The sequence below is a fragment of the Clavibacter michiganensis subsp. insidiosus genome (assembly GCF_002240565.1).
Classification (GTDB): domain Bacteria; phylum Actinomycetota; class Actinomycetes; order Actinomycetales; family Microbacteriaceae; genus Clavibacter; species Clavibacter insidiosus.
Genome location: NZ_MZMO01000001.1, coordinates 2,497,383 through 2,511,632 on the forward strand (window position 1 = coordinate 2,497,383; position 14,250 = coordinate 2,511,632).

14 protein-coding genes, 1 tRNA gene and 1 pseudogene are annotated in these 14,250 nt (G+C 71.9%); 5 read left to right on the plus strand and 11 right to left on the minus strand.

The window, feature by feature from the left end:
• Window positions 1-66: 66 nt before the first annotated feature.
• Window positions 67-1,599, plus strand: a complete 1,533-nt coding sequence (locus tag B5P21_RS12090; RefSeq protein ID WP_094171201.1) for an amino acid permease — start codon at window positions 67-69, stop codon at window positions 1,597-1,599.
• Between the two features lie 10 nt (window positions 1,600-1,609).
• On the opposite strand, the gene B5P21_RS12095 is transcribed toward B5P21_RS12090, so the two are convergent.
• The 5 genes from B5P21_RS12095 to B5P21_RS12115 form a co-directional block, all read right to left on the minus strand.
• Window positions 1,610-2,074 (minus strand): hypothetical protein, encoded by a 465-nt coding sequence (locus B5P21_RS12095; RefSeq protein WP_236688799.1) that lies wholly within the window; start codon window positions 2,072-2,074, stop codon window positions 1,610-1,612.
• A 24-nt stretch (window positions 2,075-2,098) separates the two neighbouring features.
• Window positions 2,099-2,926, minus strand: coding sequence for an HNH endonuclease family protein (locus tag B5P21_RS12100; RefSeq protein WP_045527078.1), 828 nt, complete (start codon window positions 2,924-2,926; stop codon window positions 2,099-2,101).
• A gap of 135 nt (window positions 2,927-3,061) precedes the next feature.
• Complete coding sequence (locus tag B5P21_RS12105) at window positions 3,062-3,292, minus strand: hypothetical protein (RefSeq protein ID WP_045527077.1); 231 nt, start codon at window positions 3,290-3,292, stop codon at window positions 3,062-3,064.
• A 124-nt stretch (window positions 3,293-3,416) separates the two neighbouring features.
• A complete protein-coding gene (locus tag B5P21_RS12110; RefSeq protein WP_086513778.1) occupies window positions 3,417-3,920 on the minus strand; it encodes a CarD family transcriptional regulator in 504 nt (167 codons plus the stop codon).
• 280 nt (window positions 3,921-4,200) lie between these two features.
• Window positions 4,201-4,276, minus strand: a tRNA-Lys gene (locus B5P21_RS12115).
• A gap of 154 nt (window positions 4,277-4,430) precedes the next feature.
• Here B5P21_RS12115 and bcp point away from each other — a divergent pair.
• A complete protein-coding gene (gene bcp / locus B5P21_RS12120) occupies window positions 4,431-4,910 on the plus strand; it encodes a thioredoxin-dependent thiol peroxidase (protein WP_045527075.1) in 480 nt (159 codons plus the stop codon).
• 30 nt (window positions 4,911-4,940) lie between these two features.
• Here the strand turns inward: bcp and B5P21_RS12125 are convergent, their stop codons facing one another.
• Complete coding sequence (locus B5P21_RS12125) at window positions 4,941-5,372, minus strand: hypothetical protein (protein ID WP_045527074.1); 432 nt, start codon at window positions 5,370-5,372, stop codon at window positions 4,941-4,943.
• 244 nt (window positions 5,373-5,616) lie between these two features.
• Between B5P21_RS12125 and B5P21_RS12130 the strand changes: the two genes are divergently transcribed.
• Complete coding sequence (locus B5P21_RS12130) at window positions 5,617-5,865, plus strand: WhiB family transcriptional regulator (RefSeq protein WP_012037746.1); 249 nt, start codon at window positions 5,617-5,619, stop codon at window positions 5,863-5,865.
• 93 nt (window positions 5,866-5,958) lie between these two features.
• On the opposite strand, the gene B5P21_RS12135 is transcribed toward B5P21_RS12130, so the two are convergent.
• The 4 genes from B5P21_RS12135 to B5P21_RS12150 all read right to left on the minus strand — a co-directional run bounded on the left by B5P21_RS12135 (window position 5,959) and on the right by B5P21_RS12150 (window position 10,388).
• Window positions 5,959-7,461 (minus strand): sensor histidine kinase, encoded by a 1,503-nt coding sequence (locus tag B5P21_RS12135; protein ID WP_015489761.1) that lies wholly within the window; start codon window positions 7,459-7,461, stop codon window positions 5,959-5,961.
• Between the two features lie 9 nt (window positions 7,462-7,470).
• Window positions 7,471-9,072, minus strand: a complete 1,602-nt coding sequence (locus B5P21_RS12140) for a CpaE/TadZ family protein (protein WP_094171202.1) — start codon at window positions 9,070-9,072, stop codon at window positions 7,471-7,473.
• 2 nt (window positions 9,073-9,074) lie between these two features.
• On the minus strand, window positions 9,075-9,713 hold the full coding sequence (locus B5P21_RS12145) for a hypothetical protein (RefSeq protein ID WP_094171203.1): 639 nt from the start codon (window positions 9,711-9,713) through the stop codon (window positions 9,075-9,077).
• A 69-nt stretch (window positions 9,714-9,782) separates the two neighbouring features.
• Window positions 9,783-10,388, minus strand: a complete 606-nt coding sequence (locus B5P21_RS12150; RefSeq protein ID WP_045527071.1) for a hypothetical protein — start codon at window positions 10,386-10,388, stop codon at window positions 9,783-9,785.
• Window positions 10,389-10,595: 207 nt separating this feature from the next.
• On the opposite strand from B5P21_RS12150, the pseudogene B5P21_RS12155 reads away from it, so the two are divergent.
• A pseudogene (locus B5P21_RS12155) lies at window positions 10,596-10,982 on the plus strand (Rv3235 family protein); the annotation flags it as partial.
• Between the two features lie 109 nt (window positions 10,983-11,091).
• Window positions 11,092-11,184 carry an Rv3235 family protein gene (locus B5P21_RS17570; protein ID WP_236688798.1) on the plus strand — a complete coding sequence of 31 codons (93 nt, stop codon included), beginning with the start codon at window positions 11,092-11,094 and terminating at the stop codon, window positions 11,182-11,184.
• A gap of 110 nt (window positions 11,185-11,294) precedes the next feature.
• Here the strand turns inward: B5P21_RS17570 and secA are convergent, their stop codons facing one another.
• The gene (secA, locus tag B5P21_RS12160; protein WP_045527070.1) at window positions 11,295-14,120 is read right to left on the minus strand and encodes a preprotein translocase subunit SecA; all 2,826 of its coding nucleotides are present in this window, start codon (window positions 14,118-14,120) and stop codon (window positions 11,295-11,297) included.
• Window positions 14,121-14,250 lie beyond the last annotated feature (130 nt).

The window sequence follows — 14,250 nt, forward strand, 5'->3', positions numbered from 1 at the left end:
TCTGCCCCACGGAAGTCGATCGACGCGGGTGTCAGGGCGAATGCCCCGGAGCACTACCGTATTCGGATGACACGAAGCGAGAACGACCGCAGCACCATCACGCCCGATCCGGATTTCGTGGCGCAGGACTTCAGCCACGAGCAGGAGGGCTACCAGCACGGGTTGAAACCCCGCCAGCTCCAGATGATCGCCATCGGCGGCGCGATCGGCACCGGCCTCTTCCTCGGCGCGGGCGGCCGGCTGGCCTCCGCGGGCCCGGCTCTCGCGATCGTCTTCCTGATCTGCGGCGTCTTCGCCTTCTTCATCCTCCGGGCGCTCGGCGAGCTAGTGCTGCACCGGCCGAGTTCCGGGTCCTTCATCTCCTACGCCCGCGAGTTCTACGGCGAGAAGTTCGCCTACGCCGCGGGCTGGATGTACTTCCTCAACTGGGCGACCACCGCGATCGTCGACGTGACCGCCGTGGCGCTCTACATGCACTACTGGTCGGCGTTCACCGCGGCCCCGCAGTGGCTGCTCGCCCTCATCGCGCTGGCCGTCGTGCTCGCGCTGAACCTCGTCGCCGTGAAGGTCTTCGGGGAGATGGAGTTCTGGTTCGCGCTCGTGAAGGTCGCGGCCCTCGTCGTCTTCCTCATCGTCGGCATCGTGTGGCTGGCCTGGAGCTTCCCCGTCACGGTCGGCGGCGCCGAGGTGCAGACCGGATGGACCGTCCTCCAGCAGAACGGCGGCGTCTTCCCGCAGGGCCTCGTCCCCGTCGTCCTGGTCGTGCAGGGCGTCGTCTTCGCCTACGCCGCCATCGAGCTCGTGGGCACCGCGAGCGGCGAGACGCCAGACGTGGAGAAGGTCATCCCCCGCGCCATCAACTCGGTCATCTTCCGCATCGCGGTCTTCTACGTCGGATCCATCGTCCTGCTCTCGCTCCTGCTCCCCTACACGGCATACAGCGCCGACCAGAGCCCGTTCGTCACCTTCTTCTCCAGCCTCGGGTCGCCCCAGGTGGGCGCCATCGCCGGCTCCGTCATGAACTTCGTCGTGCTCACGGCCGCCATGTCGAGCCTCAACGCAGGCCTCTACAGCACGGGCCGCGTGCTCCACTCCATGGGCATGAACGGGTCGGCGCCGAAGTTCACGACCGTCATGTCCAAGGGCGGCGTGCCCTTCGGCGGCATCATGCTGACCGGATCCATCACCCTCCTCGGCGTCGGACTGAACGCCCTGGTGCCCAAGCAGGCCTTCGAGATCGTGCTCAACGTCGCCGCGCTCGGCATCGTCGCGGGCTGGGGCACGATCATCCTGTGCCAGATGCGGCTGCGCACCTGGGCGAAGCAGGGCAAGGCGAAGGAGCCGACGTTCCGCCTGCCGGGCGCGCCCGTGACCTCGTGGCTCACGCTCGCATTCCTCGTCAGCGTGCTCGTGCTCATGGCCATCGACTGGCCCATCGGCACGCTCACCGTCGCCTCGCTCGTCGTGATCATCCCGCTGCTGGTCGTGGGCTGGTACCTCCAGCGCGACCGGATCCTCGAGATCGCGCGCCTGCGCGAGGGCATCACCGGCCCCTTCCCCGTGACCGGCCGCGACGCGGCCGACCAGCGGAAGCGCTGACCGGCGCCCCTCAGGCCGGCCCGACGCCGCCGTCCCCCGCCACGGGGGCGCCGGCGTCCGCGTCCGCCCGGTCGGCGGGCTGCGCGGGATCCGGCCGCAGCCGCCGCCCGAACGCCAGCAGCTCGGCGTCGTGCTGCATGACCCACGCGACCGCGGCGTTGAGGCTCTCCCGCCGCTGGACCCACACCCGCAGCCCGTCGGATCCCAGGCCGCACGCGTAGACCTCGAAGGTGAAGGGCGCCGCGAGGTCGTCCCGATGCCGCAGCACCCAGCCGAGCGCCGGCCCGTCGCCCACGCGGACGAGCCACGCGCCGCGGACGGGGTAGGCGTGCGGATGCTCCGGCACCGGGCTGATCGCGCCGGTCGCGTCGCCGCTCTGCTTGCTCCACATGCGGATCCCCTCGGGGTCGTCCGACCCGGACCCCGCGCCCGCGTCGACGCCCGGCCGCGTCGACCCGAGCGTACGCGCGCGCACCGACGTCGTCCTCCGGGAGCCGCCTCACGAGCAGGCCTGGAGGACGCGGTCGATGGCGCTCCGATCCGCGTCGTCGATCGTCATGCCGTACCTGCTCACGACGAAGGCGAAGCGGGTCACGTAGAGGCACCGGTAGGCCGCGCCCGGCGGGAGCCACGTGGCCGGCCCCTGATCCGACTTCTCCTGGTTGGTGGGGCCGTCGACCGCCTGCAGCTCGTCGAGGTCCGTCGCGAGGCGCTCGCGTCGCTCGTCGGTCCACGACCACGCCCCGTGCTGCCACGCCCAGGACAGCGGCACGAGGTGGTCGATCTGCACGGCCGCGCTCGTGCGCGGCCCGCGCACGAAGTCGATGCCGCGCCCCGTGTACGCGTCGTCGAGGTGGCCGGCGACCACCGTGCAGCCCGGGTCGGACGACGCGAAGGCGACGCGGACGAGGTCACGGACGAGCACGTCGTCGCGCTGGTCGCAGCCGTTCCCGTCGGCGTCCGCCCAGGCCGGGCCGAAGGCGTCGCGGTCGTAGCGCGGGTCGCGCTCGCGCCCGTCCGTGCGGACGGCCGCGTCCATCGCGCGCGCGGCCGCCACGTCGATCCGGCCGTCCCGCACGAGCCCCGCCCCCGCGAGCGTGCGCACGACCGCGCCGTCCGGGACCTCCGCGCTGAGGTGACCGCCGCCCGCGTCCGGTCCGAGGACCGCCTCGCGCGCCCCCACGAGCACCGCGCCGAGGACGATGCCGGCGGCGACGACCCCGAGGAGGACGCGCACCGCCTGTCGCCTGTCCCGCAGGAGCCGGACGAGCACGCGCCGCCCTGCGGCTCGCGCTCCGCCATCGCTCCGCCGCCCTCGATCGCCCATCGCTCCCCCGTCCCGGGACAGGGGTACACCACCGGCGCGACTGCCATCACGCCGTCGAGGGGACCGGGGGCACGCAGGACGGCACCGGGGGCGGGGAGGGGGCGCCGGCCGCACCCGACCCCGGACGGGATCGGATCAGATCAGGGCCCGCGCCGCCCCGGCCAGCTGGAGCATGGCGCCCAGGGACGACGGACCGGGCGTGTTCTGCCCGGCGGTCGCGAGGCGCACGAGCGCGAAGGCGATCACGGCGATGACCACGAGCGCGGCGATCACGTAGATCCAGATCCGCACACCGCGGCGGGCGGGCTGCAGCGGGTTCTGCTCGAGGGGGCCGTCGTGGTCGGGTCGTTCGGGGTGATCGCGCATGATCGCACCCTACGCCGATGGCTCCGTCGATCGACGGGCTCCCCGGATGCGCCGACGGGCGGTCCCCCGAGGTCGGGGGACCGCCCGTCGGCGGTGGCGCGTCCCGGAGGGCGCGTCGGGTGGGTCAGGCGGGCGAGGCGGAGATGCTCTGCGCGAGGACGCCGTCGAGGACGACGGACGCCTCCTCGTCGGTGGACTTCTGCGCGAGCGCGAGCTCGGAGACGAGGATCTGCCTGGCCTTGGCCAGCATGCGCTTCTCCCCGGCCGAGACGCCCGAGTCCTGGTCGCGGCGCCACAGGTCGCGGACGACCTCGCTGACGCGGCGCACGTCGCCGGAGCCCATCTTCTCGGTGTTGGCCTTGAAGCGGCGCGACCAGTTGCCGGCCTCCTCCTCGACGTCGCCGCGGAGCACGTCGAAGACGGCCTCCACGCCGGAGCTGTCGATGACGTCGCGCAGCCCGACGAGCTCGGCGTTGTCGACGGGCACGTCGATGACCAGCTCGCTCTGGTGGATCTGGAGGGTGATGTACTTCTTGTCGACCCCCTTGATGGTGCGGGTCTTGACCGCGGTGATCGTGGCGGCGCCGTGGTGGGGGTACACGACGGTCTCCCCTACTTCGAAAATCATGCAGTGCTGTCCTTCGATACCTCGAGATGTGTGCCGGAGATGTCGCGCACGCGCATGCACAGCCGCGTGGGCGCCGACGTCCCGCACCGCGTCGCACGCCGTGGGCGTGGCCGTGGTGCGTGGCCGGTGCACCGAGATCACCGGCCGCCGCGGCGCTCGGCTAGGGGCGTCCGCGGTGATGGTCCGACCCGTATTCTCTCACGGTTCTCCCCCGCCCGAGGACGCGAGGGAGCGAGGCCGAGAGGAGGGCCTCGGGACGGGCTGCCCCGCCGGGAGCGTGTGGTGCACCCCCTCGGACTTGAACCGAGAACCCACTGATTAAGAGTCAGTTGCTCTGCCAATTGAGCTAGAGGTGCAGGTGAGGACCCTGTCGAACGGGGTACCGGACCGAGAGATGACACTAGCACCACGGTCGGGGCCGACGCGAATCGAGGCCGTGGAGCGCCCGTTCGGGCGTCGGGCGAGCGGCCCTAGCATGGTCGTCGACACCCGCGAACGAGAGGCTCCCCCATGACCGAGACCACCCGCCTCGAGAAGGGGCAGGCCGCCCCCGACTTCACCCTCCCCGACCAGGACGGCACGCCCGTCACCCTCTCCGACCTGCGCGGCCAGGACGTCATCGTGTACTTCTACCCCGCGGCCGGCACGCCCGGCTGCACGACGCAGGCGTGCGACTTCCGCGACAGCATGGACTCCCTCCAGGCCGCCGGGTACCGGGTGCTCGGCATCTCGAAGGACCCCCAGGAGGACCTCGCCCGCTTCCGCGAGAAGCAGGGCCTCGGCTTCACGCTCGTGTCGGACCCCGACCTCGAGGTGCACCGCGCGTACGCCGCCTACGGCGAGAAGTCGCTCTACGGCAAGAAGGTGACCGGCGTGATCCGCTCCACCGTCGTCGTGGACGGCGAGGGCCGCGTCGCCCTCCCGCTCTACAACGTCAAGGCGACGGGGCACGTGGCGTCGCTGCGGAAGAAGCTCGGCGTCGACGCCTGACGGCCGGGTGCGGGTGCGGCGCCCCTCGGCTCAGTCGCGACGACGCGTGGCGAGGAGCACCGACCTCGTGAGCAGCAGGACGAACACGAGGACGGACGGGACGATGAGGCCCCAGCCGAGGTCCTGACGGGCATCCTGCCCCTGCAGGCTGCCCACCCCGACGGCGATCTGCAGCACCTGCCACGTCACGGCCGCCGGCCGCACCCAGCTCCGGCCCCGCAGGATCCCCCGGACGACGGCGCCCAGGAACACGGCGGCGAGCGCGGCCAGGGCGATCAGCGCGACGGCGCTCGCCAGCGACGCCGGCGTCGAGGTGAGCAGGTCGACGACGAGGAGGGCCGTGACGCCCGCCATGCCCAGCGCCTCGAGCGCGACGAGCACCACGAGGAGGATCACGGCGGGCGATCGACGGGACGCATCCGCGTTCTCGCGCGGATCGAGGGCATCACCGGTTCCGGTCACAGCACGTTCCCATACAAAGCTATTGATTGATCGTTGGCTCTATGCGACGATATTCGAGGTCGAGTTCGTTCACAGGGTGGTGAGCAGATCCGGAACCGAGCTTACAAGGGGCGCATCCCCGAAGCTGAGCATCTCACGAGGAGGGGCCACGTGCCCCGTCCCGATGCGGTTCCCGGACGCCTCGCCCCACCCCATCCCGCGGCAGATCTGCCGTGCAACGAGTACCGACCCGAGGAGCATCCCTATGGACTGGCGTGACAAGGCAGCCTGCCTGACTGTGGACCCCGAGCTGTTCTTCCCCGTGGGGAACACCGGCCCGGCCGTGGACCAGATCGACAAGGCCAAGGCCGTCTGCGGCCGCTGCTCCGTCACCGAGATGTGCCTGCAGTACGCCCTCGAGACCGGCCAGGACTCGGGCGTCTGGGGCGGCCTCAGCGAGGACGAGCGCCGCGCGCTCAAGCGCCGCGCCGCACGCGCCCGCCGCGCCAGCTGACGCACGCACCACGCACCACCGACGAGAGCCGGGCCGCCCACGGGCAGCCCGGCTCTCGTCGTCTGGCGCTGGTCGACCGGTCGGAGCGCCGGCTCAGGCCGTGACGGGAGCCAGCCAGCGCAGCGGCACCTCGATGGTCACCTCGGTGCCGCTGCCCATGAGCGTGTGCCAGTCGATCGTGCCGCCCAGCTCCCCCTGGATGAGCGTCCGCACGATCTGGGTCCCCAGCCCCGTCCCGACCTTGCCCTCGGGCAGGCCCACGCCGTCGTCGCGGACGCTGACGGTGAGCGTCTCCTCGGTGCGCGCCGCCTCGATGGCCACCTCGCCCGAGCGCCCCGCCAGGCCGTGCTCGACCGCGTTCGTCACGAGCTCGGTGAGCGCGAGGGCGAGCGGCGTCGCGTAGGCGCTCGGCAGCACGCCGAAGCTGCCCAGGATCTTCGGGTGCACCCGGGTGTTGTGCGCGGACGCCACCTCGGCGATGAGCAGCAGGACGCGGTCGAACACCGCGTCGAAGTCGACGTTCTGGTTCAGCCCCTCGCTGAGCGTGTCGTGCACCACGGCGATGGCCCCCACCCGGCGCTGCGCGTGGCCGAGCGCCTCGCGCGCCTCCTCCGTGTGCGACCGGCGTGCCTGGATCCGCAGGAGGCTCGCCACCGTCTGCAGGTTGTTCTTGACCCGGTGGTGGATCTCGCGGATCGTCGCGTCCTTGGTGATCAGCTCGCGCTCCTGATGGCGCAGCTCCGTCACGTCGCGGCAGAGCACGACCGCGCCGACCCGTTCGCCGTGGCTGCGGATCGGGATCGCGCGGAGCGAGACGGTGACGCCCCGCGACTCGATGTCCGTGCGCCACGGCGCGCGGCCGGCGACGATCAGCGGCAGCGACTCGTCGACCGTCAGCCGCTTGCCGGTGAGGAGGCTGGACGTCGCGTCCGCGAGGGACTCCCCCTCGAGCTCCTCCGAGAAGCCCATGCGGTTGAAGGCGCTCAGGGCGTTGGGGCTCGCGAAGGTCGTGATGCCGTCCACGTCGAGACGCAGCAGTCCGTCGGACGCGCGAGGCGCCCCCCGCCGGGGCCCGGTCGGCGAGCCCAGGTCGGGGAAGTCGCCATCGGCGATCATCGCGAACAGGTCGTTGGCGCACTCGTTGAACGTCAGCTCCTGGCGGCTCGGCGTCCGCGTCTCGCTGAGGTTGGTGTGGCGCGTGATCACGGCGATGGGGGTGTCCGTGACCTCGGGGCTGCCCTGGGCCAGGCGACGCAGCACCGGCACGGCCCGCACGCGGGTCGGCGTCTCCTCGTACCAGTCCGGCGCGGACGAGTCGATGATGCGAGCGGTCTCGTGTGCGTCGGTGACCTGCTTGCGCCACTCCGCCTTGATGGGCTGACCGACGAAGTCGCGGTAGAACAGCGTGGCCGAGCTCGACGGCCGGGCGTGGGCGACCGCGACGAAGCTGCCGCTCACGGTGGGGACCCACAGCACGATGTCCGCGAACGCGAGATCGGCGAGGAGCTGCCAGTCGCCGACGAGGAGGTGCAGCCACTCGACGTCCGCGTCGGAGGACAGACCCTGGGCATGCACGAGATCGCTGAGCGTGGACACGGCTACAGCCTATGCGGGCGCGACGGGCACCTCCCCCGCCGGATCGCCGCCTCGACGCCGGGACGCGGCCGCACGACGCACCCGCCGCGGCGCGTCCTCGGGAGGCAGGAGCGTCGTGCGGGTGAAGCGCGACCACTCGACGAGCGCGGGCGACCGCGGCGCGATGTCGCGGAGCGTCGCGCCGGCCAGCACCGCGGCGTCGAGGGACTCCCGGTCCTCGGGGACGTACGCCGCCGCCTCGACGCTCCCGAACCGGAAGAGCGTGCGTCGTACCTGACTGGCGGCGTCCCAGCCCCCTGCGCTGGGGCGGACCCGGTTGACGAGCACGGAGACCCGCGACGGCTCCACGATCTCGAGGAGCTGCACGTACGCGCGGAAGAAGCGCGACAGACCGACCGTGTCGGCCGAGACCACGGCGACGACGTGGTCCGCGCCGCGCAGCACCGCGTGCGTCGCCGCGTTGCGGCGGGGCGCGAACATGTCGCTCGAGATCTCCTCGTCGTCCTCCAGGTTGAACGAGGCGTCGACCACGGTGTAGTCGCGCCAGCCCCGGCATGCCTGCAGCACGGCGGAGACCCGGCCCTCCGCGAGCTCGGGCCACCTGTCCGGGCGCGAGATGCCCGTGAGGACCGAGAACCCCGGGGCCCGCGTGGACGGGTGGTGCTGCGCGATCCGTTTCAGCTCCTCCACCGTGAGGCTGTCGGCCGCGGCGAGGCGGCAGGCGGCGGCGAAGCCCGGCGCCTCGTCGAGCAGACCGAGGGTGGCAGCCACCGTGCCGCCGTGGACGTCGGCGTCGACGAGCACGGCTGATCGACCCGCCGCCGCGACCTCGCCGGCCACGGCTAGCGCCGTCGCGGTGCGCCCCGGGGCTCCCTGCGGACCCCAGACGGCGATCACCCGGCCGACCGGCTCCGCTCGTCCGGCGACGTCGGCGTCCCGATCCTGCTCGGGGCGGACCGGAGCCGGCACGCGCGGGCGTCGGACGGGCCCGAGACGTTCGCGCAGCGGTCGACCTCGCCGATCCCTCGCCGGATGCGTGCGCGGGCTCTCGCGGGAGCGCGAGGGGCGGTCGGCTCCGTCCCGGCCGCCGAGCGGGTCCGCACCGGCATCGGGGTCACGTGCCGGCCGTCGGGTCCCGGCGCCGTCGAGGCGGACCCGATCGGGTGCATCACCCGAGCCGACGTGCTCGGGAGGGCCGATCTCCAGGTGCGCAGCGACGGCGTCCGCACGTCGGACGCCTGCCGCCGTCCCGCCGGCCACCCCGAGCGGGCGCACCGAGAGCAGCAGCTCCTCGATCTCGCGCCAGGTGGCCCCTTCGTCCACGACCTCGTGGTGTCCGAGCGACTGCGCGTTGCGGCGGTCGGCCTCGCTCGACGCCACCGCCACCGCTCGCGCGCCCCGTTCGTCGAGCGCCGCGAGCACGTCGCGGTCCAGCGTCGTCGGGGACGCCGCGATGACCAGGTGCAGGGGCTCGACCGGCGTCGCCCGGACGGCGGAGAGCACCTCCGCCGCGCCCGTGACGCGGGCCAGGACCGTGTGACCGGCCTCGACGACGTCGCGGAGGAGCGCGTCCTCCACGCGAGGCGGGAGGGCGAGGATCAGGGACGCCACGCTCAGGCCCCCGCATCGCCGACGGGCACGAGAGTCATCTGGTCGCGCGCGTCGGTCGAGGAGAGGACCGCCGCGACGTCCTCACGCGGCACGGTCACCTGCACCTGCGTGTGGTCCTGATCCGCGACGAAGCCCTCGGGTCGGATGACCTGCGTGACGGTGGCCCCGGAGACGATGACCCGTGGCGCGTCGTAGGCGTTCGTGCCCGAGCCCTTCGCCGCGGCCGCCCAGATGTCGACCACGGTGCCCGGTGCGACGAGGTGGTCGGCGCCCGCGGCCGTGGGGATGACGACCGATGCGGTGGTGCGTGCGTCGGACGAGGAGACGGACGACCGCGGGACGAGCTCCCCGGCGCCCACGAAGCGCGTGACGACGAGCCCGTCGGCGGCGTCCGGGGAGACGTAGAGGTCGGCAGCGCCGTCGATGCGCACGCGCACGGGCACGAGGTCGGAGGCGTGGACCGTGGTCCCCGCGTCCAGGGCGGACCCCGCGGCCATGACGACCACCGACGAGTCCGCGGAGCGCAGGAGCGCCACCACGCCACCCGTCGACACGAGGACCAGGACCAGCCCGACGATGAAGCGGGGATCCAACCAGACAGGACGGCGCGCCGGACGCGCGGGACGAGGGGTGGCAGGCATGCCGGTCAATGTCGGGGACGGCGCGCGCGGGCGTCGTGCGTTGTCCACATGCTGCCGCGACGGCGACGATCAGACCCGGACGAGGACGATCCCCGCCAAAGGCACCAGCCGGTACCCCGAGACGGCCGACTCCCGGCGGGGGCTCCCCGCCTCGTGGACGGCGACGTCGACGTGGTCGCGGGCGACGCGATCCAGGGTGCCCCCGACGACGGTGTCCCGGAGCCGCAGCTCGACGCGCGCGCGACGTCGGCAGAGGTCGCGGAGGACGAACGGCAGGCCGATCCGATCGACGATGCCGCGCTCGGGCGGGAGCTCCGCGGCGGGCGCGAGGCTCGACCGCACCTGCTCCCGGTCCAGGGCGAGCGCGTGGATGGACGCGAGGGGGAGGATGCACGCCCGTTCCTCGTGCGACGGCGCATCGCCCGGGACGGTCAGCTCCCCCGACAGCCAGTCGCGCCCGAGCACCTTGGCGCGGAGGTCGATCCAGGTGCCGTCCGACAGCGACAGGCGCAGCGGTCGCGCCTGATCGGACGAGGTGAGCGCCCTCAGGCGGTCGCGCATGACGGTACGCGCGACGCGCACGCGCTCCTCCTCGTCGCGCTGGTCCCGCTCCTCGGCGAGCCGCGCCGTCTCCCACTGACCCTCGAGGTCGTCGAAGAGGTTCTCCCACCTCATCGGTCGCCGGTCCCGGGCGTTCGGAGGGAGCGGCGCGGCGGCGGGGACGGCTGGCACATCCGGGTCACCTTGGGTCCCTTCCTTGAGATCCGCTCTCAGTTCTCCACATCTTGTGCGCTGGACGTGCGCCGAGCCTCGCGCACTGTCACAGTTGACAAGGCATCGTGGTCCCCCCGATCGGGGGGAGCACCGGGATGGGAGTGACGCATGAGTGAAGCAGTGCCACGGGAGGATCTCCCCGACCGCCGGAGCACCATAGCCGGTGACGCCGAGGGCGGCTCCACCCGGCGGTCCGGTGCTCGGAAGCCCGCCGCAGCGCCCTCGCAGGCGACGAGCGGCGCAGCCGGTCCGTCCTCCGCGACCGCGCCCGCGACGACCGCCACCGTGCGGGGAACGGTCCGCAAGCGCTTCGACGTCGACGACTTCTTCGGGCGCCAGCCTTGCAGCAGCCAGGACCTTCCCCCGTCGGGGCCGCTGCTCGAGAACCTCACCCGCTGCGTCATCGAGATCCTCGCGGGAGCCCGGGAGCTCGACCAGATCGCCCGCTGGGTCAGCGACGACGTCTACCGCCACCTCCTCAAGCGCGTGGTGCTCAGCGCCCGGGCCCGGCGCACGAAGGGGCAGTCGGTGACCCGACCGGTGTTCACCATCGGGACGGTCACGTCGTTCTCCCCCCCGAGACGGCGTCATCGAGGCGGTCATCGTGGTCCACGGCCGGGCACGTGCCCGCGCCGTCGCCATCCGGCTCGAGGGCCTCGACCGCCGCTGGCGCGCGACGGCCATCAACGTCCTGTAGCCACCCGTCGCACGACGAAGGGCGCGTCTCCCGCGGGAGACGCGCCTTTCGTCGTGCGCTCGACGCTCGGTCCCCCGGGACGACGGGTAACCCGCCGACCCGGGGAGGGCCTACTTGCGCCGATCGGCCTTGCGACGCTCCTCGCGGTTCTGCGGAGCGGCTGACGATGCACCGGTCGCCTGGCCGAAGGCGCCGCGGGCGGGCGGACCCTGCGGGGTCTCCGGCTCGTCCTCGCCGACCAGGACGACGTCCTCGGCCTGCTGGTCCTTCTGAGCCTTCGCGGTCGCCGCCTTCTCGATCTGGCCGCGCTGGTTCCGCACCTCGATGCCGCCGTCATCCGTCGGGGCGGTGTAGCGGAGCTTGTCCGCCGTGGCCTGGTTCGCGGCAAGGCCCTTCGCCTGGATGCGCGGTCCCACGGACTCGGCATCCGCGGGCGCCTGCACCTCGACCTCCAGGTTGAACAGGAACCCGACGGTCTCCTCGCGGATCGCGCCCATCATCTGCTGGAAGAGCGCGAAGCCCTCGCGCTGGTACTCGACCAGCGGGTCGCGCTGGGCCATGGCGCGGAGGCCGATGCCGTCCTTCAAGTAGTCCATCTCGTAGAGGTGCTCGCGCCAGCGGCGGTCGATGACCGAGAGCACCACGCGACGCTCGAGCTCGCGCATCGCGGCCTCGCCGAGCTGCTCCTCGCGCTTCGAGTAGGCGAGCTTCGCATCGGAGAGGATCTCGCGGCGGACGAAGTCGCGGTTGACGCGGCCCTTGCTCCCCGCCTCCGTGATGACCTCGTCGATGGTGATCGAGATCGGGTACAGCGTCTTGAGCTCGGTCCACAGGGCGTCGAAGTCCCAGTCGTCGCCGTTGCCCTCGCCGATGTGCGAGTCGAGCACGTCGTCGATGACGGCCTCGAGGAAGCGCTGCGAGCGCTCCTGGAGGTCGTCGCCCTCGAGGATGTGGCGGCGGTCGCCGTAGATCGCCTCGCGCTGGCGGTTGAGCACGTCGTCGTACTTGAGGACGTTCTTGCGGATCTCGGCGTTGCGCGCCTCGACCTGCCCCTGCGCGCTGCGGATGGCGCGGCTCACGACCTTCGACTCGATGGCCACGTCGTCCGGGACGCTGTCACGGCCCATGAGGCTCGCGGCGGCGCCGTTGTTGAACAGGCGCATGAGGTCGTCGGTGAGCGACAGGTAGAAGCGGCTCTCGCCCGGGTCGCCCTGGCGGCCGGAACGCCCCCGGAGCTGGTTGTCGATGCGGCGCGACTCGTGGCGCTCGGTCCCGAGGACGTAGAGGCCGCCGGCCTCGATGACCTTCGCGGCCTCCTCGTCGACCTCGGCCTTGACCTGGGCGAACACGTCGTCCCACTCGGTCTCGTACTGCTCGGGGGTCTCGACGGGGCTCAGACCGCGCGCGTTCATCGCGGCGACCGCGAGGAACTCCGCGTTGCCGCCGAGCATGATGTCCGTGCCGCGGCCGGCCATGTTCGTGGCGACCGTGACGGATCCAAGGCGACCCGCCTGGGCGACGATGGCGGCCTCGCGCGCGTGGTTCTTGGCGTTGAGGACCTCGTGGCGGACGCCCTTCTTGGCGAGGAGCTTGGAGAGGTACTCGCTCTTCTCGACGCTCGTGGTGCCGACGAGGACGGGCTGGCCTGAGGCGTGGCGCTCCGCGATGTCCTCGACGACCTGCTCGAACTTCGCCTTCTCGTTCTTGTAGATGAGGTCGGACTGGTCCTTGCGCTGCATGGGCCGGTTCGTGGGGATCGGGACGACGCCGAGCTTGTAGGTGCTCATGAACTCGGCGGCCTCGGTCTCGGCCGTTCCCGTCATGCCCGAGAGCTTCTTGTAGAGGCGGAAGTAGTTCTGCAGGGTGACGGTGGCGAGGGTCTGGTTCTCGGCCTTGACCGCCACGCCCTCCTTGGCCTCGATCGCCTGGTGGATGCCCTCGTTGTAGCGGCGGCCCATGAGGATGCGGCCCGTGTGCTCGTCGACGATGAGCACCTCGCCGTTCATGACGACGTAGTCCTTGTCCTTCTTGAACAGGGCCTTGGCCTTGATCGAGTTGTTCAGGAAGGAGATGAGCGGGGTGTTCGCGGACTCGTACAGGTTGTCGATGCCGAGGTGGTCCTCGACCTTCTCGATGCCGGCCTCGAGGACGCCGACCGTGCGCTTCTTCTCGTCGACCTCGTAGTCGACCTCCGGCACAAGGCGCTTCGCCACGTTCGCGAACTCGGTGAACCAGCGGTTCGCGTCGCCCGCGGACGGGCCCGAGATGATGAGCGGCGTGCGGGCCTCGTCGATGAGGATGGAGTCGACCTCGTCGACCACGGCGAAGAAGTGGCCGCGCTGGACCATGTCGGCGGCCTGCCACGCCATGTTGTCGCGCAGGTAGTCGAAGCCGAACTCGTTGTTCGTGCCGTAGGTGATGTCGGCGGCGTACTGCTCGCGGCGCTGCTGCGGGGTCTGGCCCGCGAGGATGACCCCGGTGGTCATGCCGAGGGCGCGGAAGACGCGGCCCATGAGCTCGCTCTGGTAGCTCGCGAGGTAGTCGTTGACCGTGATGACGTGCACGCCGCGCGACGCGATGGCGTTGAGGTACGCCGGCAGCGTGGCGACGAGGGTCTTGCCCTCGCCCGTCTTCATCTCGGCGATGTTGCCGAGGTGGAGGGCCGCGCCGCCCATGATCTGGACGTCGAAGTGGCGGAGGCCGAGCGTGCGGCGGGACGCCTCGCGGACGGCGGCGAACGCCTCGGGGAGCAGGTCGTCGAGGGACTCGCCGTTGGCGTGGCGCTCGCGCAGCTCGACGGTCTCGTTCTTCAGCTCCTCGTCGGTGAGGTGCGTGAAGTCCTCCTCGAGCTGGTTCACCGCCTTCGCGTAGTTCTGCAGCTTGCGGAGCGTGCGCCCCTCGCCGACGCGAAGGACCTTCTCGAGTACTGAGGCCATCGGTGTCTCCCTGCGTATATGGGCGGGCGCCGGATGACGACGACCGCCGTGACGGCGCGCGGATGTCGCCGCCGACGAGCATCGCCATAGTACCGACTCGTCCGGCGCCCTTCCCGGGAGCGCCCTGATC

Bases quoted from the DNA above. Each gene is read 5' to 3' on its own strand.
- B5P21_RS12090 (WP_094171201.1), top strand. From the start codon at position 67: ATGACACGAAGCGAGAACGACCGCAGCACCATCACGCCCGATCCGGAT.
- B5P21_RS12100 (WP_045527078.1), bottom strand. From the start codon at position 2,926: ATGGGCGATCGAGGGCGGCGGAGCGATGGCGGAGCGCGAGCCGCAGGG.
- B5P21_RS12105 (WP_045527077.1), bottom strand. From the start codon at position 3,292: ATGCGCGATCACCCCGAACGACCCGACCACGACGGCCCCCTCGAGCAG.
- B5P21_RS12110 (WP_086513778.1), bottom strand. From the start codon at position 3,920: ATGATTTTCGAAGTAGGGGAGACCGTCGTGTACCCCCACCACGGCGCC.
- bcp (WP_045527075.1), top strand. From the start codon at position 4,431: ATGACCGAGACCACCCGCCTCGAGAAGGGGCAGGCCGCCCCCGACTTC.
- B5P21_RS12130 (WP_012037746.1), top strand. From the start codon at position 5,617: ATGGACTGGCGTGACAAGGCAGCCTGCCTGACTGTGGACCCCGAGCTG.
- B5P21_RS12145 (WP_094171203.1), bottom strand. From the start codon at position 9,713: ATGCCTGCCACCCCTCGTCCCGCGCGTCCGGCGCGCCGTCCTGTCTGG.
- B5P21_RS12150 (WP_045527071.1), bottom strand. From the start codon at position 10,388: ATGAGGTGGGAGAACCTCTTCGACGACCTCGAGGGTCAGTGGGAGACG.
- secA (WP_045527070.1), bottom strand. From the start codon at position 14,120: ATGGCCTCAGTACTCGAGAAGGTCCTTCGCGTCGGCGAGGGGCGCACG.